The sequence below is a fragment of the Nostoc sp. KVJ20 genome, from assembly GCF_001712795.1.
Classification (GTDB): domain Bacteria; phylum Cyanobacteriota; class Cyanobacteriia; order Cyanobacteriales; family Nostocaceae; genus Nostoc.
Map to the genome: position 1 here is coordinate 41,692 of NZ_KV757585.1, position 21,852 is coordinate 63,543.

The window sequence follows — 21,852 nt, forward strand, 5'->3', positions numbered from 1 at the left end:
TTGATGACTATTAGTTTGTGGAGATTGCGCGTCATAACGCAAATGCCCCTCGACGTATTTCCTACTTTCGCTCCGCCCCAAGTAGAAATTCAAGTTCAAGCTTCTGCTTTAGCACCAGAAGAAATAGAGTCTATCGTTGTTACTCAAGGTTCAGTTATATGACACTTAACTTATTAATTCTTCCCAGATGTCCACCTGGGAATGTAGAGATATTCATGCACTACGTATGGGATTTAGCTAAATTTTTCTAATAATCAATGAGGAGTAAATCAATGCAATCATTCAAATTAGGCTTTGTTGTTTTCGCCAGTATAGGATTACTTTTTTTGGGAGCTTGTGGTAATCAAGCTTCTGAGTCCAGTAGCAATCCTTCTGTGGCTACTTCAGAAACCGCAACGAATACAGGAACCACAGCCAACTCTAAAAAATCTGCTCATGGTGGCTCGGGTAGTAAAAATGCTCAAGTCGTTGAAGCAGGAAAATATCACTTAGAGTTTGTGCCTGAGAAAGAAGGTAGCACGACTCACTTAGATTTATATTTGCAAACAGGTGACAAACACGAAGCAGTTCCAAATGCGAAAGTTACTGCTGATATTCAGTCACCAGATGGAAAGCAAAAAACAGTTACCCTAACATACGATGCTGATGGTAAACACTACGCTACCAAGTTGGAGGGAGTTATAGCGGGTCAATATCAAGTGAAAGTTACCGCGAATGTTGGCACAGAAAAAGTCAACGGTAGGTTTAGTTTTAATCAGTAATCCGAGTATTTAGGCATCGCTTGCAGGGCAGTTATGGCTCATATTGATAGTCATTCATTAAGTTAGCCTAAATTTCAGGTAAGCCTTGCTTGCCCACCCTGAAAATAAGCTGATTAAAAATGATTTTTACCTAATTTCGAGCCTGAATATTGCTTACTGCTGAATCTGCTGAAAGAGAGTTTGTGTTTGCTGATACCTCTGGGTATCTCCTTCTTGTTGAAACAGAATTGCAGCTTGCTGTAAATCGGTAATAGCGCTTTTGCGATCGCCGGAATATTCCACTTTTGTTTATTCGTGCTAGTTGCAGTTTTTTCTGACTGAGCTAATTCTTTAGATGAAGGAGATGGTGCTAGAGTTTGATTAATACTTGATAGGTGAAGCCACAGCCTACGTCAAAAGACAAGTTGTTAAACTTAACTTTTTTAGTGATTTCATTTATATCCTTTAGGAGGGTATTCAATTCTCATCTGTTGATAGATAGGTCAGTTGCTTCGGTTCTCCAGTCAAGGGCAAGTGAACGATGAAGGTGCTACCTTTACCGACTTGGCTTTGCACCTGTATACTACCTCCATGAGCCTGAACAATTGCAGTCGCGATCGCTAATCCCAATCCAGATCCACCAGTACGACGCGAGCGTAGGCGCAGCCCGCCGTAGGCATCGCTATTCACTCGATAAAAACGGTCAAAAATCCGCTTTTGCTCGTGCGATGCAATGCCAATACCTGTATCTTGAACTTCAATCACTGCATCAGCGTTGCTGCGCTTGAGGATGATAGTTACATAACCGCCAGCAGGGGTGCATTGAATAGCAGCATTGGCAATTAGATTAGAAAGTACACGTAACAGTAGAGCGATATAAATTGATGACGTGACTATCAGCCAAGCTGTAATAGACATTTTTGCCTTCTCGACGATAACTAACTAAACGCATCGCTTTTAATAATCGCAATTGGTGAGAAACAGCTGATTCCGTCATTTTTATCAACGCAGCTAAATCACAAACACACAACTCTTGGTCAGCCAAAGCTGATATCAGCCGCAGACGATTTGGATCTGCAAGTATTCCAAAGACTTCTGCCATCTGTTTTGCCTTGTCTGTAGACAAGATTTGTGCCTGAGTTGAGCGTACATTATCTAGATGTACCAGATGGGTATCACAGGTTGGTGCATCAAAACTTTGAAGTAAGTTCAAGTCCTGCTTTCGCTTGGGCGTGTTCACGGTGTGTAATTTAGGCAATGGTTATCAATCTCAGTATACATAAAATAATAATATTTGTACAATTGAATAACTGTTCAACTATTTAGCTATAATACTAGCAATTAGCTTTTTAGCCTTTTTTGTAGGTGTCATGACTCAAATACCCTCCTTTAAAACTCAAGCCTTCCAGGTTAGTGGCATGGACTGCGGAAGCTGTGCTAAGACAATTGAAGCCAGCTTGCAGCAGTTAAGTGGTGTGACAGAAACTTCGGTGAGTTTTGCCACAGGACGGGTAAAGGTTTCCTACAACTTAGATGTCTTGAGTGAAGCTGAAATCGTAAATTCCATTACTGCTTTGGGCTATAGCGTTGATGTGGCTCTTACCAAAACCTTACAAGTACAGGTTGGTGGGATGGACTGTGGAAGCTGTGCCAAGACAATTGAGGTTGGGTTGCAGCAACTCCCAGGTGTAAGTGATGTATCAGTCAACTTTGCGACTGAAAGATTGCAACTATCTTATGATCCACAGCAAGTTAGTGAAAAGACAATTTTAGACCAGATTACTTCTCTGGGTTATACAGTCGAACACAGCCGTGATGCTAATCCCTATGATTACGAACACGACCACAGTCACAATCATACCCCTGCTCATTCAGTTTCCAAGCCTGCTCAGAATACCGCTGCGACAAACTGGAAATTCTGGCTTTCCAACCGCCGAGGGCAAAGTGTCATTCTCGCAGGAATAGGATTAATTTTAGGTTTACTCGCTCAATATTTAGCGCTGCCTATTTTTTTAGCGCGTGCTTTTTATGGCATCAGCATAGTTATTGCTGGCTATCCGATTGCACGGGCAGGTTTATTTGAGTTACGCTTGCGCCGCGCCGATATGAATCTGTTAATGACAATTTCAGTTGTCGGTGCAGTGATTTTAGGGGACTGGTTTGAAGGGGCACTAGTCGTCTTTCTGTTTTCTTTGGGTACAACCTTGCAAGTTTTCACTTTTGGTCGAACCCGCAATGCAATTCGCGCTCTGATGGATTTGACTCCACCTACTGCTACTGTGAAGCGGGGAAATCAGGAGGTGACAGTTCCAGTAGAGAGTGTGCGCTTAGGCGAAATGTTGACGATTCGACCAGGAGGGCGCGTGGCGTTGGATGGCGTAGTTATTTCTGGTAACAGTTCCATTAATCAGTCTCCAATTACAGGAGAATCAGTCCCAGTAGATAAAGAAATAGGCGATACCGTCTATGCCGGGACAATGAATCAGACAGGTTTTTTGTTAGTAAAAGTTACCCACACAGCAGGCGATACCACCGTTGCCAAAATTATTCATCTGGTGGAACAAGCTCAAGGAAGCCGCGCTCCCACCCAGCAGTGGGTGGATCGGTTCGCAGAGGTCTACACACCGATTGTAATTTTGATTGCGATCGCCATTGCCCTGATTCCGCCTTTGGCTTTTGCTCAACCTTTTAACGTTTGGGTTTATCGGGCGCTAGTGATGTTGGTAATAGCTTGTCCCTGTGCTTTAGTCATTTCTACTCCTGTTTCAATCGTAAGCGCCATTGGTGCAGCAACTCGTAAGGGCGTTTTGTTCAAAGGGGGTAATGCGCTGGAAACCGCCGGACGTTTGACTACTTTTGCTTTTGATAAAACTGGTACAATCACGCAAGGGCTACCCATTGTACAAAAGGTTTATGACCTTGGCAAAGTAAGCGCAAACATGGTGTTACAGATTGCAGCTTCACTTGAGCAACAGTCAGAACATCCGCTCTCCAAGGCAATCGTAGCCAAGGCTCATGAACAAGGCATGGAGTTAGAAACACCTATAAACTTCACGGCACTACCTGGGAAAGGAATTCAGGCGAACTTTAGGGAGCAGCGCGTTGGAGGGTTTCCCCTCAACCCCACTGTCGTAGGAACCCCAAAGCCCCCTGTTGTAGCGACTGCGTACTCCAAAGGAGAACTCGGAAAGTACCCGGAGGGCGATCTGTTGTACTTCGTAGGCAATCAACGGTTATTTTTAGACCAAGGTATTCACTTATCTAATAAGGCTGAATCTTTGTTAACTGAAATTGAACAACTCGGTCAAATTCCGGTACTGATAGGAACAAATGAAGGGTTATTGGGAGCGATCGCACTTTCCGATGGCATCCGCTTGGAAGCGACAGAAGCCCTGCGACAGTTGAGGCGGGTTGGATTAAACAGGTTAGTGATGTTGACAGGCGATCGCACTGCTGTTGCCAAGCAGATTGCCCAGCAAGTTGGAATTACAGAGTACCGAGCAGAACTGCTACCCGAAGATAAACTTGAAGAAATTCAACTCCTGCGTCAAAAAGGAGTAGTAGGTATGGTTGGGGATGGTATTAACGATGCCCCTGCACTTGCTGCTGCGGATATCAGTTTTGCGGTTGGTGGAATAGATATTGCTTTGGAGACAGCAGATGTAGTAATCGTGGGAAGCGACCTCAGACGACTTGCTTATGCAGTAGAACTAAGCCGTCGCACTGTATCTGTAATTCAACAGAATGTTGTCTTTTCTTTAGTCACAAAAGGTTTGTTTCTGCTGTTAGGAACCTTTGGATTTGTTGGGTTAGCTGTAGCTGTCTTAGCAGATACAGGAACTTCCTTATTAGTTACTGCAAATGGAATGCGGCTATTTAAAACCAAGACTATTAAGGATTAAGCAATGGTACACAACCACAAGCATCAGGGACATAAACACGGAAATCGCAACTACAACCGCGCTTTCGCAATTGGTACTGCCCTCAATATCGGATTTGTGATTGTTGAAGCAGTCTATGGCTACCGAGCAAACTCGCTTGCTTTGGTTGCCGATGCTGGTCACAATTTGAGTGATGTATTGGGATTGCTATTAGCTTGGGGAGCAAGTGCCCTCACCCGACGACTCCCAACCCGACAGTATACCTACGGATTGCGTCGTTCCTCGATTTTGGCGGCTCTGATCAACGCACTTGTTCTTCTCCTAGCAATGGGTGCGATCGCTTTGGAAGCAGTTCGTCGCTTTAGCGAACCTAACTCAGTATCAGGAGGTACAGTTATTGGCGTTGCTGTAGTAGGAATTATCATCAATACAGTTACTGCCCTAATGTTTTTGTCCGGTCGTCAACAAGACTTAAATATTCGAGGAGCCTTTCTGCACATGGCGGCTGATGCCGGAGTTTCGTTAGGGGTTGTATTAGCTGGCATCGCCATTGTTTTTACTGGCTGGTTGTGGTTTGACCCAGTTGTGAGTTTAATTATTGTTGTCGTAGTGGTAGTTGGAACTTGGCAACTGTTGAAAGATTCTGTGAATTTAGCATTAGATGCTGTACCACAGGGAATCGAGCCTTTAGCTGTGCAGACTTATCTGACCGAGCGTCCTGGTGTGGCTGGTGTTCATGATTTGCACATCTGGGCAATGAGTACTACCGAGACTGCACTGACTGCTCACTTAATCATGCCCGCAGGACACCCAGGTGATGCTTTTTTAGTACAGGTTTTTCAAGAGCTTCACGACCATTTTGGCATTGAACACGCTACGCTTCAGATAGAGACTGGCGATCCGAGGTATCCGTGTACCCTTGCTCCAGAAAATGTGGTGTAAGAGTTTACTTGTTTATACTTATCTATATTGACTTAGACGTGCTCTAACACTCTGCTATTCGCTTACCCTTAACAGGAGATCAGGAATAACTGATCTCTTCAGTTACAGCATAATTGGAAAGCTTAAGACTGCCTTGAATCTTTATACCTAACATTAAAAAGTTGCCTCTGAACAAACCAGATAATTATGGGCGGTATCAGTATCCACTGAAGCAAGGGAAGCAAGCCAGTACCTAAGAATGGAAGCGTCGGCATAACATCAGCATATTCCCATCTATCAAGCACACCAGTAGCTAAAGCTTCAAAAATAATCGTAATTGCAACACCAACTAAAATAAAGCTACTTAACTGCCACCAATTTAGCTGACGAAACCACTGGCGCGACTTGGACATAATTGCAACAGTCCAAAAAGCGGTAAGTGAAATTCCAACATCCCCTACAGTAGCAACAGTGCAATTTATTACCTTATCTGTGCAAGAAAATTCAGAAGAAACCTGAAAAAACGGCATTTGCTGCATCTCCCAAAGGAAATTTAGAAGAAAGGAGAAAATAGCGATATTCAACTCTGGTAAATTAAGCAGGTGTTGGGGATGAATGACTTTTGAGGAATTTGACATATTGCAACTAAGGCTATACTTACGTCTGTTAGAGCTTCTTAACTGCTACACCAATTATTTGAGGGCTGACGATAGCAGGGAGGTTTGCCCGAAAATGTTGATAATCTACTTGCTCAAACCCTGCATTCTCCAATGCTAACCAGGTTTCGCGGTCAAGATGGCAACCATCACCAAGCGTTTTCCAAAGCGGTTTTATTCCATGCTGTATCCGTCGCAACATTGTTCCTTGAGGTGCCGCAACGTGTTCAACGAAAAAGAAGCGTCCACCAGGCTTAAGTACTCGTATAACTTCCTGCAATACAGCAGCTAGATTATTTACAGAACATAAAACAAGTGTACTTACAACAACATCCATGCTGTTATCCTCGACTTCCAGGTGTTCGGCAGTTCCACTGCGGAGGTCAATATCTAAGGCGAGCCGCTCTGCTTCTTGCTGTAGATACGGATGCATGAAAGGGTTTGGCTCAATACCAATCCAATGGATGTCAGACGGATAGTAAGACAAGTTGGGGCCCGTACCTGGGCCAATTTCTAAAACGTTGCCATGCAGTTGGGCAAACAAAGCTCGTTTTCGGTCTGCTATTTCCTCCTCGTATTTAGCGTTGCCATGAGCCATCATCCAGGCAAATAAGCGTTTATACCAGTCTGGAGAACCTTTTGTATTTGACGCTACAGTATGTATCTTAGCCATCATTATTTTCTCAATTCTGGAACTACAGCTGGCTTTGCTCAAGCTATCATTATTACTTTCTACTGATTAACTAAGGTAATGGCTGAACTGTAATTTTAATTACAAATAATCCTAACGTTCAAAATGCCTTGATTGCAGATTTGAGCGATTAGTATTTCAAGTTATTATAACTATGTAGATAGCCTTCAAATTTATTTTACTTCTTTCCATGTCTTGCCGCTATCTTGGGATTGAAAGACAGCATTGTTATCATTTACCGTATAAAATATTTCGGGATTACTAGGGGCGATCGCTAATTTTACGACTACACCATTAGTTTCAGTCCAAAGTTTCTCCCACATTTTACCACCATCACTGCTGCGATAGACACCGGGTGCTGACTTGAGAAAGCGATAGCCATACATTACAGTGGTGTTACCCTCTTTTTGCAGAGCTAGACTGGCAACAGGAGCTTCCCGTGTATTAGGTACTAGCATCCAGTCATCGCCACTGTTGATGCTTTTGTACATTCCCGAACGGGTAGTTGCAAACAAATGCTCAGGGTTTCGCGGGTCAACTGCAAGGTCAAAAGGAGCATCGCCTAATCCATTCATGCGGGGTTTATTCCAAGTTTTCCCACCATCAGTAGAAGTATGCAGCCCTTGCGCTCCAGAAGCTGGCCATCCATAAAAAACGTTGGAATTACTGGGTGCGATCGCTATTGCATGAAAATCTACTCCAGGCATGGAAATCTGTTTCCAATCTTGCCCTTGATTTTCACTGATCTGGAATCCTAGATTACCTCCTGTGTGTGGATGTCCGCTGGAATAAAAGCGGTTACTGTCAGTTGGATCGGTAGTAAAGCCCATATAATCAGCTCGCTCTTTTCCCATCCAGAACCATTCCCCAGTTTCAGAACGTTGCAACAGTCCGTTATGACTTGCAACATAAATAATGTTGGGATTATCTCGATTCACAGTCAAACCATGAACGTGATTATTTGCTTGCCAATTGACCGCTTTCTCTAAGGATACATTTACAGCCTTTGGTTGAGGCTGATTGGTTGATTGGTTGGCAGAGAGTGGCTGGTTGGTTGACTGATTGCTAGTCGGTGGCTGGATAAAACGACCGAACCACACCCCCAAACCTCCGCCTAAAAAGAGCGAAAATGCTATGGGCACGGCACAGCAAACCACCATAGCAATTCCCATCCATTTCATCATGTTGTGGTCTTTTGAGTCAGGCTGACTCATAATTGTGTTGCTCCTGAGTAAGTTTTTTGCTGTAGTAAAGCTGTTTACTTATGATGAAATGCAAAAGTAAGGGCGATTTGAGCTTCTGGATAAAAGGAATGAGTCCGATAGTTATCCTGGTTTACCTTAAGTTCCTTAACTAAACTATAAGATGGCTTCCTTAGCAATTAATTCATTAGTCTTTTTCGGCGAGACTTTTCTAAGGACTCCTAGTTTTTTCTGACATTTTTAAAATGTGCTTCCCGCCGAACGATTTATCAAGCTCTATTTTGATGGACTGTCTTGGTTGTTCATCATTCCTGGCATATTGTTCATCATTCCTGGCATCTTATTCATCATTGCTTGGCAGCACTTACATCCTGTTTGGTTTGGCTGCTGTGGCGTTTGATTCGTTGGGACTGTTCTTTGACTGGTCAGCACTTGAATTAGTTTTGCTTCGTTTATAGCCCTGGTGGATTGATTCGGGGTAACAGTTACCTTTGGGGTGTTGGCAAAGGAAGCAGTGGTGGTTAAGGTAAGCAATGCAAAACTAGCTACGGCTCCGCTCAATACTGTCTTAACGCCTGTATTAATGTTCATTTTGTACTCTCCATTATTTTGTTAAATTAGTAGTCTCTGAGAAACTAAAGCCATTCTAAAGTCTCTAGTCGGGTATAGAGTCAAGTAATAAATTTACTAGTCTCGGAAATTGTGAACAGGTATATCAGAGCAAGCAACTTCCTCAATCAAGCTACAAAGCTCTTTATTACAGGGATTATCCAAAGGTCGGTTTGACCAACGTTGTTGATATGCCTCTAGCTCATCCTTCAGTTCCTTCATGCGATAAATCTGCTCCTCAAGATGAGCAATTTTTTGTTTAAGTAAGTCCCGAACTAGTGGACAAGCAGGGTCGCCTTGTGAACGGATGCCTAGCACTTGTTGAATTTCAGACAGGGAAAACTGTAAGGATTGGGCTTTTTTGATGAATTGCAGCCTGTTGATTGCCTCGCAGTCGTAATAACGGTAGCCACTTTCACTTCTTTCAACTGGTTTTATCAAGCCCAAGCCTTCGTAATACCGGATTGTTCCCACTGCTACATCAGTTTGCTTTGCCAGCTCACCAATTTTCAGCAGCTTTTTTGGGGATGATACTTCACAGCAAACTTGTTTCACGACAGCAATCATAGTTATTTACTACTATGTGTTGTTATAACTTTAAAGTCTATAGTCGGCTAGAGAGTCAAGTGATAATTGTCAATTTTTGTGTAAAGTTTAATTACAATACTTGTAGGCAAAAATATTAGCTTAAAACTTGACAATGCAGGCTTGCAAATTTTAGGGAATGATATGTCCAATAAATTTTAATAAAGGTTATTTGAAAAATAATATTTACCTATGGGGTTGACTCTATAGCCGACTAGAGGATTCAGAATGAATGAGTAGAAAAAATTTTTGGTAGACATCATGACAAAACGTCAAATTGAGATTTTTACAGCTGACTGTCCTCTTTGTGATGAGACAGTGCAAATGGTGCAAGAACTGACTTGTCCTGACTGTGAAGTATCGGTCTATAACCTGCGACAAGAGCAGGAGAAAGCCCAGCAGTATGGAGTAAATGCAGTACCAGCGATCGCAATCAATGGAAGACTTGTCTTAACTGGTAAACCGAATCTAGAGCAGTTGCGAGCAGCTGGTGTAGGTCAACCCCTAAATTAGAGGCAGTAAGAAGGAGGAATTTACCACCTATTTGGGTGGTAAATTCGCATAGCATACTGTGCATATACAAAGTTAGAAGCACGGGAGTTCGGCACTTCTCGCCTTACTGATAAAACATCAGCTAAATTAAACAGCATTTATCCAAAAATCAGCTGTGACGATTTTGCCATTGCGATTAAACTGACCCCAGAGCTTATACTTTCCTGGTTGAGGAAAGCTAGTCATAAAATGAACCTGTCCAGCAGGAGCATCTTTTAGCGCGTGAGCATGAATGTAATCTGCTGCTTTCAATGAAGTTGACTGCCGTAAGATGACTAAATGTCCTCTTTCTCCTAAGTATGGCTGCAAGTCTGTAAGCGGTTGATTGTTAGAAGTATCTTGTAATTTAAACATTAAAGTGACTTCTTTCCCTGCTTTCACAGTGGGTTCAGAAAGAGCGAGATTGACTTTAGTATCATTGAAAGTTTTATTGCGATTTAGGTTAATTTCTGGGGCTGCAATACTGTTTCCAGGAACTTGTGTTTTCAACACTGAAATTTGTTCTGTTTGACCAGCAGGTTTGTAGTCACTAAAAAATGTGTAATTGCCTGCTTGCGGAAAACGGGCTGCAACTTCAAACTGCCCATTTTCCTTATATGTCGGATGAAGATGACTGAAAAACTGAAGATCATCGCTGACAAGAATGAGGTGCATTAGCTTTTCTTGGAAAATGTCAAAATTTGCAACCACTTTCCCATTCAAATCTTGAACATCAATCAATATAGGAATACTTTTATTGGGGGTAATGATGCTTAGAACTTTGAGTTTTGCCTGAGTCAATGCTTTCTTCTCATCACCCGCGCCACTTGTTGAATGTTCTCTGTGATTTATCTCACCCATCGAATGCTCCTCATGCTGATGTGTGGCAGCAGATATTGGTTTCCCTTCGTCTCTAACTAATAAGGAGCAACTTTGAGCCAGTATCAAAGTAGTAGTTATAGCAATTGCATTCATAAATCGATTCATTGATTTTGCTCCATTTTTTAATAATTGAAGTTATTCAAAAGTCTCAATTCGTCTGGGGAGTTAATATGGCAAGAATTAGAACCACAACTTTTAGTTGCCAAGGTGCTAATATTAAACTGACAATTAGGCAAGCAACTGTAGATAAACTTGTTAATTCTGCCATGTCGTCACTAGAATTTTTAAACAAATAACTAACTGCTAAACCAATCGTCAGTGGAATCAGAAAAAGTAAACTCATATAAGTCACCTCTCTTCTAAAAGCAGAAGGACTTTTCTGAAATGAATATTTGACTATCAGCAGTTCATTCAATGCTGACTACTGATAGTAGAATAAACTCAAAAACCTAAACAGATGGATAGCCTATGGCAGCTATTACTTCTTTAATTTTAGTTTCAGGTGCTTGAGTTTCTATACTGACAATTTTTGTTTTTGTATCAGCTTGCACTGTTGCTGTAGAATCAATTGATTGAATTGCTTTGGTGATAGTATTCGCGCAAGCAGAACAAGCCAGTTTAGGAACCGTTAGTTGCAGCGTCATAGGATTAAATTCCTTATTGAGGATAACTAATTTTCTGAAAATCGTTGAGTAGATATACGATTAATCTACTCAACTAAAATTAGTTTAATCTCTCCAGCTTACGGGAGAGTCAAGAGGTAAAATTGAAAAAACAACTAATTTATTTATAAATAATTTATATCAATATAAAATCAGCATATCAACTTAGATTAATGCGTTGATATGCTGACAAAAAATCAAACGGACAGCTTGATTGTTTAATTTCTTTCAATAATAGGACAAATTGTTTGTTCAGGATTTTCAGGTATTGTCTCCCAACCAGAAACTAGCCCTGATAATTCTTGTCTCAGAATCAGTAATTGCTGAATTTGTTCATCAATGGCTGTTATCTTATCTTGCAGTTTAGCTTTTATATGTACGCATGGTAATTCACCTCCGTCGTGAACATTCAAAAAATCCTTAATTTCTGATAAGGTCAATCCCAGACTTTGGGCACGTTTAATAAAGTGAAGTCGCTCTAAAACATCAGAGTTAAATAATCTAAATCCACCCTCGGTTCTCCCTAATGACCTGAGTAAACCTAGCTCCTCATAATAGCGAATAGTTTTAATTGGTACACCGCTAGACTTAGCAACATTACCGATGAGTTTTGGTGCTTCTTGGACTAACATACTTAGCTGCTCTCATGTTAAATAAGTTTATTTACCTTATCTTAAACTCTCCAGTTAACTGGAGAGTCAAGTGAGAACAGGATCATCTTGCTAATTATTTGCTACTGGATTATGTGGCAGGCTTTACTTCCACAACACCACGATACATTTTCATCCCGCAGGTGAACTGATATTCACCAGGATACTTAGGTGTAAATTCCACTGAAGTGGTTTGGTTAGGAGCAAGGTCAACGGCTAAGTCAAAGTCCGGTATTAGCAATTTATCAAAACACTTGCTCAAATTGTGACGTTGGAAGTCCAATCTTACTGGTTGTCCCGCCTCTACAATTACTCGCTCCGGTTTATAACCCTTTTCAACCGTAACAGTCGCTTCTTGAGTACCTTCTAGTGTTTTCAATGCTTTTGTTGCTGACTCTGTAGGCACAGAAAGCTGTGGTTGAATATGGTGAGTAGCTTGAGAAGTAGTTACTGGGGTTGCTTTTGCAGTCGAGTCAGAAGATTGAACTTCTATCACTCCTCGGAACATATTCATACCGCAGTTGAAGGTATAAGTACCTGCTTTGTCTGGTGTGAACTCAATGGATGTGACCTGGTTGAGTGGTAGGTCTTTGGCGATATGGAAATCAGGTAGGCGTATTTCTTCAAGACAACTACTAGGGTCACGGCGTAGGAAATTAAGGCGGACTCTTTGACCTGCATTGACTAGAATTCGACTAGGTTCGTAGCCTCCATCTACAGTAATATCAATTTCTTGAATCCCATCATGGGCTTCGGCTTTTTGGGACTTTGGTTTACTTAGGAGAAACCACCAGATTTCTAGTCCGATTAACCCTAAGCCGGCTGTTGTAACTGCACCTTTTACCCAGAATGGTTGCTCAATGCGGCGGAACTGAGTTGTCTGCGATTGCTCGGTAGCTGGCATTTGATGATTCATCTGTGCAACTACTTTATCCGAGGCAACACTGAATACCAATCCCAAGCTTACTATACTGCCAAGAATTACTTTACTCAACATTTGCTACCTCCTTATGCTACTGGTTTAGCTTGAAATTTCCGCAGACGTAGGGCATTTGTCACAACTGAAACCGAACTAAATGCCATTGCTGCACCAGCAATGATGGGGTTAAGCAACCAACCGAAGATAGGGAAGAGAATACCAGCAGCGATTGGAATGCCAGCAACGTTGTAAATGAAAGCAAAAAATAAGTTTTGCCGGATGTTGCGAATCGTAGCGCGGCTGAGTTGAATGGCAGTGACAATACTTCGCAAGTCCCCGGAGATAAGTGTGATGTCACTAGCTGCGATCGCTACGTCTGTCCCGGTGCCAATTGCCATTCCCACATCGGCTTGGGCTAGGGCTGGTGCATCATTAATACCATCACCTACCATTGCGACAATCTTTCCTTCCGATTGCAATTTCTGCACTGTGGCAGCTTTTTGATCGGGGCGGACTTCTGCCAAAACACGCTTGATACCAACTTCACGAGCAATAGTTTCTGCGGTACGGTAATTATCACCTGTGAGCATAACTACCTCTAAACCCAGTTTTTGCAAAGCGCGAATTGCCTGTATGGAGGTGGGTTTGATGGCATCAGAAATACCCATCAATCCCTGAATTTGTCCGTCAACCGTAATCCAAATCGCGGTTTTGCCCAGATACTCCAAACGCTCTTTATCTTGTTGTAAGCCTTGAGCATCAATGCCTAATTCTGACATCCATCGTTGCGTACCAATTTGCACAAGATGACCAGAAACTATACCCTGTACACCACTGCCTGTAATTGCCTCAAATTCCTTGACCGGAGCTAATTCCACTTCTTGAGATTGGGCATATCTGACAACAGCTTCTGCCAACGGATGTTCAGAATTGCGTTCCACAGATGCCGTAAGTTGCACCAACCTCATCTCATTACCATTAGCAGTACCATTGACGGTGACAAAATCCGTAACTGTTGGTTTACCTTGAGTGATGGTTCCAGTTTTATCCAGCACAATTGTTTGAATTTTGTGCGCCAGTTCCAAGCTTTCAGCACCTTTAATCAAAATGCCATTTTCTGCACCTTTACCCGTTCCTACCATTACAGATGTTGGTGTAGCTAAACCCAGCGCACAAGGACAGGCGATAATTAGTACCCCAACCGTGGTAATCAGCGCCAAAGTCACGTTACCTGTAAAATTAAACCAAATGATGAAAGTGAGCAGTGCGATCGCAATTACCGCAGGCACAAACCATCCAGTTACTTGGTCTGCTAATCTCTGAATTGGGGCTTTAGAACCCTGTGCCTGCTGTACTAATTGGACAATCTGCGCCAGTACAGTGTCACTTCCGACTCGTGTTGCCCGAAACTTGAAACTCCCAGTTTTGTTGATGGTAGCTCCAATCACTTCATCGCCTGGTTGCTTTTTGACAGGCACGCTTTCCCCTGTTACCATCCCTTCATCAATTGTGGATGCTCCCTCAATTACTTCCCCGTCAACAGGAATTTTCTCGCCAGGACGAACCAGTATCACATCTCCAATAATTACTTCTTCAATTGGGACATCTACTTCTCGTCCATTGCGAATCAAACGCGCTGTTTTAGCTTGTAACCCAATCAGCTTACGGATAGCTTCTGAGGTTTGTCCTTTAGCACGATTTTCAAATAGTCTGCCTAGCAAAATCAGGGTAATGACGACAGCAGCAGTTTCATAATACACATCTGGTGTTAACCCCTGATTGATGAAAAAGCTGGGAAATAATGTGGGAAATAGCGAATAAAAATATGCTGCACTTGTACCCAAAGCAATTAGGGTATCCATTGTGGCAGCATGACGTTTTAAAGCTTTCCAACCATTGATGTAGAAAGAGTAACCACACCAGAACTGTACTGGAGTAGTGAGTATCAACTGCACCCAAGGATTATGCAACCATGCTGGGATAAAGGGTAAGTGCAACCCTGTCATCATTGGCAGCGACCCAATGACCAATACAATGCTAATGATGCCCCCTACCGTCACTTTTCGGATTAAATCGCGGGATTCTCTTAAGCGATGTCTTTTTTCAGCATCATCTTCTCCCGTCATCAGATTTTGTTCTTGGAGTGGGTAAGCAGAATAACCAGCTGCATCTATCGCCTCTTGAATGGCTTCTAAATCAGTTCTTCTAGGGTCATATTCAACTGTTGCCTGTTCTGCTCCAAAATTCACGATACATTCATTGACACCGGGGACAGAATTAATCGCGTCTTCAACGCTGTTGGCACAAGAGGCGCAACTCATGCCGCGCAGTTTGAGTGTGGTATTCTCCATCTGACTACTCCAATGACTAAATGGCGCTAACTAATTTCATCTTGAATGCTCCAGTACACTGGAGAGTCAAGAGTCGTGCTGAAATTTTTTTTTAAGCGCATATTGATACAGTATTATCAATGCTTACACTTAGAGATGTAGATGGTGAATATGTGGCTCAAATTGCTATCAATAGATAGACTAGATCACAAACTTTCGCAAACTGACGCAATAATAAGGGTTTCAGGCATCGTAAATTGGGGGAAGCAGCGTTTGTTTAAAGGCGATAAGCCTGAAGCATGGCTAGCGCTTACCGCTTTGTGTTAACTAACGGTATTGCCTGAAACGCTGATTAATCAGTCACTGTTTAATGTCTAAGTGTTTTCTTGTAATGTCCATGTGGCAAGGGTTATAAAAAACTTTGTGAGTTACTGAGATTGTTAACTTCTAGTTATTTATACGGCTCATTCCAAGAATTTATGCAAGTAGCTATAAGTTTTGATAAAAGTTCATTTTAAAATCAAAAACACTTTTATTCAGCAATTTCATCTTGGTTTCATCTTGATATGATAAAGCAGTTTTACGCTACACCTAACCTATCAAATTTTAAAACAAAGTTTTGCAAAAATTTCATCTTGATTTCATTTGTGTGTGATATAGGAGTCTTACCTGCTATCTTTAAAGTGAAAGTTGGCAAAGTATTTCATCTTAATTTCATTTCCGTGTGAGAACTTGGTTATAGGGTTCTCTCTTTAGCTGTGGACGACAAACACAACATATATATATGCAGTAACGATGGCTAATTTTAATGAAGCGATTGAACGAATGAGTACAGGTTTACAGCAAAAGTCCTACGTTCTCAACGAGATAGAGGAAAAAACTGTTGTTTACTATGAAGAAGATCACCCCATTGTAGGAGCCTTAATGCCTGGGGCTGGCAAAGTGGAGAAAATTTCTATTGTTCCTTGTGGCGTAAGAGCTTTGGGTTACACCTTGCAACTATCAGAAGAGAACTACTTCCTGATAGCAAAAGATGAAATCTGTACTCGAATTGCCACGCTTGTTTGTGGGACATTTTACTGAGGAGGCTCTTATAATATTTACACAAAATATGCAAAATATTTTGGTTCTGGTGTTTTTTCCAACTTACAGTTACTAATTCGAGAAAAAAATGAAGGATTTTTTTACTGCACTTGCTATCACTTCAACTCTTGTTATCACTCAAGCTTGCGCCTCACAAGTTAAATCTGGTGAAACACCACGCTCTACCACTGTGAGTAATGTTAATTCCCCTGCGAGTCACAATATGAGTGGTTCTCAAGCACCAAAGGCTGAGAAAAATTCTCATGATGGTCATAATATTAATAACTCTCAAGAAGAGCATTCTGGTCATTCTAAGTTAGAATCAGCCAACGCAATCGTAAAGATAACCCTTCCCGCTAAAATTACTCCTAAAATACCTGTACCTTTAGCGATTGATGTAACAGACAAAGAAGGTAAAGCAATTGCTAATTTTGATCAATTCCAAGAAAAATTAATGCATCTAATTGTTGTCAGTGATGACCTTCAATCTTTTAATCATATTCATCCCATATATAAAGGGAATGGACGCTTTGAAGTCGAAGCTAATTTTCCCCATCCAGGCAGCTACAGCCTTTTCAGCGATTACAAAGTAGCAGGAAAAGCAGAACAAGTTTCGGTGTTAAAAGCAGAAGTTCCAGGTAACAGTCCAACTGCACCCAAGATTGATTTAGCTACTACAAAGACTTTTGGTAATACTAAAGCTAATCTCAAGTTATCTCAACCCACAATCAAAACTGGACAAGAAGTTCACTTAATTTTCAATTTACAAGATGCTGCTAGCAACCAACCGCTGAAAGATTTGAAACCTTATTTAGGAGAAAGAGGGCATTTAGTCATCCTCAAGCAGTCATCGCCGTTAACACAAGCAGACTATATTCATGCTCATGCGATGAAAAATACTCCAGCTGCTGAGGTTCATTTTATAACTAGTTTCCCGAAACCAGGAAAATATAAAATGTGGGGGCAATTTAATCGAAATGAGAGGATTATTACTGCTGATTTTTGGGTAGACGTACAATAGGTATCTCAAATTTTATCCTGATGCTCAAATACTAAAATTTAGTCGTCTAAATTTATGGTTTAGTAGTCATTTTAGGCTTTTTAGTTGTGCCACTCTGGTATGGCTTAAAGCCTATATTTATATTATTAATTAAGCAAAACTATATAATCAGGTTTTTTAGAATGAATCTAACTTAATGAGCAAATAAACTGTAAAATTTCATCTTAATTTCATTTTATTTATTTATAATAAATATTAAGAACATGTTCCTCATGTTTCATAACTCTGATGGGCTTATAGTACAAATATAAGCCCATTTTTTTATCGCATATGAAAGTAAAGCAATTTATTTCATCTTAATTTTATCTGGAATTTTTATAATAACATTTATACCAAATCGAGATAGGTTATATTGTTTAAAAATGAGCGAAAATCAGTGTAGCCAAACCTTTAGTAAGTTTCTTTTCTGTGAGACGCTACGCTCAGAATGACAACCAAAGGCAATTTGGTATTGTAACGTATGCAAGTCATACTGGAAATGTACAATGTTGTGCGTATTAGACCCAAAGGAGGTGGCACAGAAGAACGTTGCAGTTTTGGTGATACTACAGTGCATGTAAAAGTTAACTTGTGCTTTGCAATCTTAAATTTCTTTTTTCAACTTGGTTATTTCATCTTAATTTCATAGTGACCTGTCAAACTGGTTTTGTAAAGGTTAATTCGCTGAGAATAAATCTGCAATCTAGTTGAGATAGTTTGTTAATTTAACAGTCAAGATGAAGAAAACATTGATTTATGCTGCTGTATGTATTCTGGCTACCACAACTTTTATTTCTCCTAACTATGCAAATGCGAAAATAGATAATAATAAGGTTGCTAGTATTGAAAATAATACCCAATCTACTCCTGCTGGTTGGCAATTCGTTAAATTGGCCTTCCAGTTACACGTTCCTAAAAAGGGTAAGGCTCTTTCGCAGCTAATTATTGATGCTCCATCCACAGTAGCTGTAACTAATGATATTGATGTCTTGGATGATAAAGGTCAAAAAATAAAAATTAATATTTCTTTAAATAGTAGAAGAATTATTATAGATTTTCCTGAACCAGTTACTTCTAACACTACTAATTTGCTAATAAATCTTAACAAAGTATATCAATCAACTCTTGGTTCTACTTCTATCTTTCATCTTTCGGTTAAAGTCATTGGTAGTGACGTAGAAATTCCTGTAGGTGTAGCTCAATTTTCCACACTTTAATTTATAGATTTTAACGATAATTGCTGAAATTTCATCTTGATTTCATTATGACTTGTCATGCTAGTAGATAGAGGTAGGATACCTCTTTAGCAAAACATCACCGACGATTTGAACTTGATAAGGGCAAGCTAACTACCTACTTCTCCTGATTAACGGCTGTATCAAGGGGTAGTTAAATATGGCTTTGCCAAGTTTTGATCTATCTATTAAGAGCAGATTCACTCACAATGCATGAACCTGCACTTTAACTAACGTGTTTAATTATTTTGGAGATAAATATGAAGAGGTCATTGATTTACGCCATTGTATTGACTCTGAGTAGCACAGCTATTTTTGCTCCTAACTATGTAAGTGCTAGAACAGATGATGGTAGGGTTCCCCATATTGATGGAAATTCACAATTCCCTCCCATACGCTGGGGAATTTTTAGACATACTTTCCGGTTGCACATTCCCCAAAATAGCAAAGCTGTCACCCAACTACTTGTCAAAGTTCCAGACAATGTAACTATAAGTAATAACATTTACGATATCGATGTCGTGGATGAAAAGGGGCAGAAAATTAACACTAATGTATCTGTCAACGGTAAAACAATACTACTAGCTTTCGCCGAACCAGTTGCTCCTAACACTAAGTTTAATGTTTACCTTAACAAAATAAAAAGACGAAATCTTGGTAATGGTTCTGTCTACAGCTTCTCAGCTAGAGAGGTTGGCATTGATGCAGAAATTCCCATAGGTGTTGCTTGGTTTCGTACTTACTAATGCAACATTATTTTTTCAGTAATAAACTATGGGATTTCATTGAGATTTCATCTGTGAATGTCAAACTGATAATAGAAAGGAAATTGAACTAGGTTTTGAGGATAATCAAAATGAAAAAATTGATTTATGCTGTTGTATTCACACTGGCATTTACATCTTCAGTTGATGCTGTTTTTGCAAGCGGTAAACCAGGTGATTTTAGCGCTTCCCATTTAATGAAAAGTGCTGCTAATCCTAATACTACTTATGCCACAGATGCTACTCACAAATTTGAAGTTCATGTGCAGGGTAAACCTCTGGCAGGACTTACAATTAATTTGCCTGAAGGAGTGAAAATTGATAGAGGAATTGAGGTAAAAAATCAATCAGGGCAAAAAATTCCCACGACAGTTTCTATTAATGGACAAAAAGCTACAGTAGCTTTTTCACAACCAATAGACCCTGAGACAAAACTCTCAATTTTAATGAGAGGAGTCAATACTCAAACCTATGAACCAGGCTATGGTGCAACTTGGCAGTACCAAGTCTATGCCAATCAAGTTGGATTCACGCAAGAAATTCCACTTGGTCTAGCTCTGATTCAGACCTACCCTTAGGCAGAGCAATTCTTAGAGTGTAAGGAGCTGGTGTCTAGGGATGTCATGTTGACAGAAGTAGGGATGTAAATTGTGATAGATGCGTGTTTGGTGGTTTTTTGATTCATTAACCTATCATTAACCTGTGATTTCATCCTAATTTCATCATGCTCTGAGAATCTAGTTATAGGAGTGAATCCTGTAAATAGATTTTCAGGTTTGAAGAGACAAGAAATCATGTCGGAATCAAATTTAGGTGTGAGTGAAAAAAGAATCATGACCAAACCATTCTGGAATGTTCTAAGGCTCAGTCCAGTTATTGTTGCCGCTATATTTTTCGCTGCTAACAGCGCCTTAGCAGCTGAGGCTAACGAACAGGTAATAACTGTAGACCAGTTGACTGCCCAATCAGACAACTTCGGTCAAGTCACATCAGTTTCTCAGTTTTCTGACGTACAACCCACAGACTGGGCATTCCAAGCCTTGCAGTCTTTAGTTGAACGCTACGGTTGTATTGCAGGCTATCCCAATAGTACCTATCGTGGCAACCGTGCTTTGACGCGTTATGAATTTGCCGCTGGTTTGAACGCCTGTTTAGACCGAGTTAACGAATTGATTGCCACTGCTACAGCAGACCTGGTAAGCAAGCAAGATTTAGCTACCTTACAGCGCTTACAAGAAGAATTTTCCGCTGAACTGGCAACTCTGCGCGGTCGTGTGGATTCCTTAGAAGCTCGCACTTCTGAACTAGAAGCTAATCAATTCTCCACTACTACCAAGCTGACTGGGGAAGCAATTTTTAACGTGTCTGATGTTTTTGGCAGCGATCAGAGGGCGGTTTCCTCTGGTGTTGATCAGGCTACGGCTCCCGACTTAGACACCAATACTATTTTTGCTAACCGGGTTCGTCTGAAATTGAACTCTAGTTTTACTGGAAAAGACAATTTAGAAATTCGTATCCAAAGCCGGAATATTAGCCCATACGGTACGAATGTAACGGGTACAAACATGACCCGTCTATCGTTTGACGGGAATGAAAATAACGATGCTTTAATCGATAAAGTTAACTACGCTTTTAACCTGAGCGATGCAGTGCGCGTCCAGTTTGATGCTGCCGGTGGTTTGTTGTACGAAAACAGCATTAACACCTTCAACCCTGACCTTCAAAGCAGCGGTAAAGGTTCTATTTCCCGCTATGGTCGGTTCAGCCCCATTTATCGTCAAGGAGAGGGCGGTGCAGGTGCGACCCTAATCTTCAATCCCAAAGGAGCTTTCACTGCATCTGTAGCTTATCTAGCTGGCAGAGCTAACGATCCTAGCGATGGTTCCGGTCTTTTCGATGGTTCCTATGCAGCCTTTGGTCAGATATCTTTCCAGCCCACTCAGGCATTAAATGTTGGTTTGACCTACGCTCGTACCTACCAAAATGGAGGACAGATTAACCTATTTAGCTCCACAGGCAGCGTCTATGCAAATAACCCCTTTCAAGGTGCTACTTTAACTGCTAACCACTACGGTGTAGAAGCTAGCTTTAAACTAAGCACTAATATTACTATTGGTGGTTGGTATGGTTTTAGCAACGCAGAAGCTAAGAATGGCGCTCGAGAGGGTGATGAAGCAGACTTTAACTACTGGGCTACGACCCTTTCTTTCAGAGACTTTGGCAAACAAGGTAACGTGCTTGGTTTTATTTTTGGTCAACCACCTAAAGCGACTGACAACGATTTTATCCAAGCAAACGGTGTTCGTCGTGAAGATGACGGCACATCCTATCACTTGGAGGGGCTGTACAAACTACAACTCACTGATAATATTGCCGTTACCCCCGGTTTGTTAGTCATCTTCAATCCTGAGCATAATGACACAAACGATACTGTTTATGTTGGTACACTGCGTACTACTTTCACTTTTTAAA

At 41.0% G+C, this 21,852-nt stretch carries 23 protein-coding genes and 2 pseudogenes; 11 read left to right on the forward strand and 14 right to left on the reverse strand.

Going from position 1 to position 21,852, the window contains the following annotated elements:
• The first annotated feature begins 3 nt into the window (after window positions 1–3).
• Window positions 4–162, forward strand: a complete 159-nt coding sequence (locus A4S05_RS41435; protein WP_176726955.1) for a hypothetical protein — start codon at window positions 4–6, stop codon at window positions 160–162.
• A gap of 110 nt (window positions 163–272) precedes the next feature.
• Complete coding sequence (locus tag A4S05_RS08860) at window positions 273–761, forward strand: carboxypeptidase-like regulatory domain-containing protein (protein ID WP_069069464.1); 489 nt, start codon at window positions 273–275, stop codon at window positions 759–761.
• Window positions 762–914: 153 nt separating this feature from the next.
• Here A4S05_RS08860 and A4S05_RS43070 read toward each other — a convergent pair whose 3' ends face one another.
• From A4S05_RS43070 to A4S05_RS38700, 3 genes and pseudogenes are all read right to left on the reverse strand, one after another.
• Window positions 915–1,043, reverse strand: a complete 129-nt coding sequence (locus A4S05_RS43070) for a hypothetical protein (protein WP_256090884.1) — start codon at window positions 1,041–1,043, stop codon at window positions 915–917.
• Between the two features lie 174 nt (window positions 1,044–1,217).
• Window positions 1,218–1,610: pseudogene (locus A4S05_RS08865) on the reverse strand (sensor histidine kinase); the annotation flags it as partial.
• Entirely contained in the window at window positions 1,588–1,980 is a 393-nt protein-coding gene (locus A4S05_RS38700) for an ArsR/SmtB family transcription factor (RefSeq protein ID WP_084227038.1), read from the reverse strand. The gene A4S05_RS38700 and the pseudogene A4S05_RS08865, both read right to left, overlap by 23 nt.
• 130 nt (window positions 1,981–2,110) lie before the next feature.
• On the opposite strand from A4S05_RS38700, the gene A4S05_RS08870 reads away from it, so the two are divergent.
• Both A4S05_RS08870 and A4S05_RS08875 read left to right on the forward strand, forming a co-directional pair.
• A complete protein-coding gene (locus A4S05_RS08870) occupies window positions 2,111–4,642 on the forward strand; it encodes a heavy metal translocating P-type ATPase (protein WP_069069466.1) in 2,532 nt (843 codons plus the stop codon).
• A 3-nt stretch (window positions 4,643–4,645) separates the two neighbouring features.
• Complete coding sequence (locus A4S05_RS08875; protein ID WP_069069467.1) at window positions 4,646–5,563, forward strand: cation diffusion facilitator family transporter; 918 nt, start codon at window positions 4,646–4,648, stop codon at window positions 5,561–5,563.
• Window positions 5,564–5,685: 122 nt separating this feature from the next.
• Here A4S05_RS08875 and A4S05_RS08880 read toward each other — a convergent pair whose 3' ends face one another.
• From A4S05_RS08880 to A4S05_RS08900, 5 genes are all read right to left on the reverse strand, one after another.
• A complete protein-coding gene (locus A4S05_RS08880) occupies window positions 5,686–6,126 on the reverse strand; it encodes a hypothetical protein (RefSeq protein ID WP_256090885.1) in 441 nt (146 codons plus the stop codon).
• 82 nt (window positions 6,127–6,208) lie between these two features.
• Window positions 6,209–6,874, reverse strand: coding sequence for a class I SAM-dependent methyltransferase (locus A4S05_RS08885; protein ID WP_256090887.1), 666 nt, complete (start codon window positions 6,872–6,874; stop codon window positions 6,209–6,211).
• Window positions 6,875–7,062: 188 nt separating this feature from the next.
• Complete coding sequence (locus A4S05_RS08890; RefSeq protein ID WP_069069470.1) at window positions 7,063–8,103, reverse strand: F510_1955 family glycosylhydrolase; 1,041 nt, start codon at window positions 8,101–8,103, stop codon at window positions 7,063–7,065.
• Window positions 8,104–8,367: 264 nt separating this feature from the next.
• Window positions 8,368–8,682 (reverse strand): hypothetical protein, encoded by a 315-nt coding sequence (locus A4S05_RS08895; RefSeq protein ID WP_069069471.1) that lies wholly within the window; start codon window positions 8,680–8,682, stop codon window positions 8,368–8,370.
• 96 nt (window positions 8,683–8,778) lie between these two features.
• On the reverse strand, window positions 8,779–9,267 hold the full coding sequence (locus tag A4S05_RS08900; RefSeq protein ID WP_069069472.1) for a heavy metal-responsive transcriptional regulator: 489 nt from the start codon (window positions 9,265–9,267) through the stop codon (window positions 8,779–8,781).
• Window positions 9,268–9,546: 279 nt separating this feature from the next.
• Between A4S05_RS08900 and A4S05_RS08905 the strand changes: the two genes are divergently transcribed.
• On the forward strand, window positions 9,547–9,798 hold the full coding sequence (locus A4S05_RS08905; RefSeq protein ID WP_010993969.1) for a thioredoxin family protein: 252 nt from the start codon (window positions 9,547–9,549) through the stop codon (window positions 9,796–9,798).
• Window positions 9,799–9,924: 126 nt separating this feature from the next.
• Here the strand turns inward: A4S05_RS08905 and A4S05_RS08910 are convergent, their stop codons facing one another.
• The 6 genes from A4S05_RS08910 to A4S05_RS08935 form a co-directional block, all read right to left on the reverse strand.
• Window positions 9,925–10,803 carry a hypothetical protein gene (locus A4S05_RS08910; RefSeq protein WP_069069473.1) on the reverse strand — a complete coding sequence of 293 codons (879 nt, stop codon included), beginning with the start codon at window positions 10,801–10,803 and terminating at the stop codon, window positions 9,925–9,927.
• A gap of 43 nt (window positions 10,804–10,846) precedes the next feature.
• The gene (locus A4S05_RS08915) at window positions 10,847–11,041 is read right to left on the reverse strand and encodes a hypothetical protein (RefSeq protein WP_069069474.1); all 195 of its coding nucleotides are present in this window, start codon (window positions 11,039–11,041) and stop codon (window positions 10,847–10,849) included.
• 106 nt (window positions 11,042–11,147) lie between these two features.
• Entirely contained in the window at window positions 11,148–11,342 is a 195-nt protein-coding gene (locus A4S05_RS08920; protein ID WP_069069475.1) for a heavy-metal-associated domain-containing protein, read from the reverse strand.
• A 236-nt stretch (window positions 11,343–11,578) separates the two neighbouring features.
• Window positions 11,579–11,992, reverse strand: coding sequence for a heavy metal-responsive transcriptional regulator (locus A4S05_RS08925; protein ID WP_069069476.1), 414 nt, complete (start codon window positions 11,990–11,992; stop codon window positions 11,579–11,581).
• 109 nt (window positions 11,993–12,101) lie between these two features.
• Window positions 12,102–13,007 (reverse strand): cupredoxin domain-containing protein, encoded by a 906-nt coding sequence (locus A4S05_RS08930; protein ID WP_084227039.1) that lies wholly within the window; start codon window positions 13,005–13,007, stop codon window positions 12,102–12,104.
• 11 nt (window positions 13,008–13,018) lie between these two features.
• Entirely contained in the window at window positions 13,019–15,280 is a 2,262-nt protein-coding gene (locus A4S05_RS08935) for a heavy metal translocating P-type ATPase (protein ID WP_069069477.1), read from the reverse strand.
• Between the two features lie 765 nt (window positions 15,281–16,045).
• Between A4S05_RS08935 and A4S05_RS08940 the strand changes: the two are divergent.
• From A4S05_RS08940 to A4S05_RS08965, 6 genes and pseudogenes are all read left to right on the forward strand, one after another.
• A pseudogene (locus A4S05_RS08940) lies at window positions 16,046–16,330 on the forward strand (cell division protein FtsH); the annotation flags it as partial.
• Window positions 16,331–16,430: 100 nt separating this feature from the next.
• Window positions 16,431–17,363, forward strand: a complete 933-nt coding sequence (locus A4S05_RS08945) for a hypothetical protein (protein WP_069069479.1) — start codon at window positions 16,431–16,433, stop codon at window positions 17,361–17,363.
• Between the two features lie 755 nt (window positions 17,364–18,118).
• Window positions 18,119–18,598, forward strand: a complete 480-nt coding sequence (locus A4S05_RS08950; protein WP_069069480.1) for a DUF2808 domain-containing protein — start codon at window positions 18,119–18,121, stop codon at window positions 18,596–18,598.
• A 278-nt stretch (window positions 18,599–18,876) separates the two neighbouring features.
• Complete coding sequence (locus tag A4S05_RS08955) at window positions 18,877–19,362, forward strand: DUF2808 domain-containing protein (protein WP_069069481.1); 486 nt, start codon at window positions 18,877–18,879, stop codon at window positions 19,360–19,362.
• Between the two features lie 110 nt (window positions 19,363–19,472).
• Window positions 19,473–19,958: a DUF2808 domain-containing protein gene (locus A4S05_RS08960; RefSeq protein ID WP_069069482.1), complete on the forward strand. Its 486-nt coding sequence runs from the start codon at window positions 19,473–19,475 to the stop codon at window positions 19,956–19,958.
• 255 nt (window positions 19,959–20,213) lie between these two features.
• Entirely contained in the window at window positions 20,214–21,851 is a 1,638-nt protein-coding gene (locus A4S05_RS08965) for an iron uptake porin (RefSeq protein ID WP_069069483.1), read from the forward strand.
• The last annotated feature ends 1 nt before the right edge of the window (window position 21,852 follow it).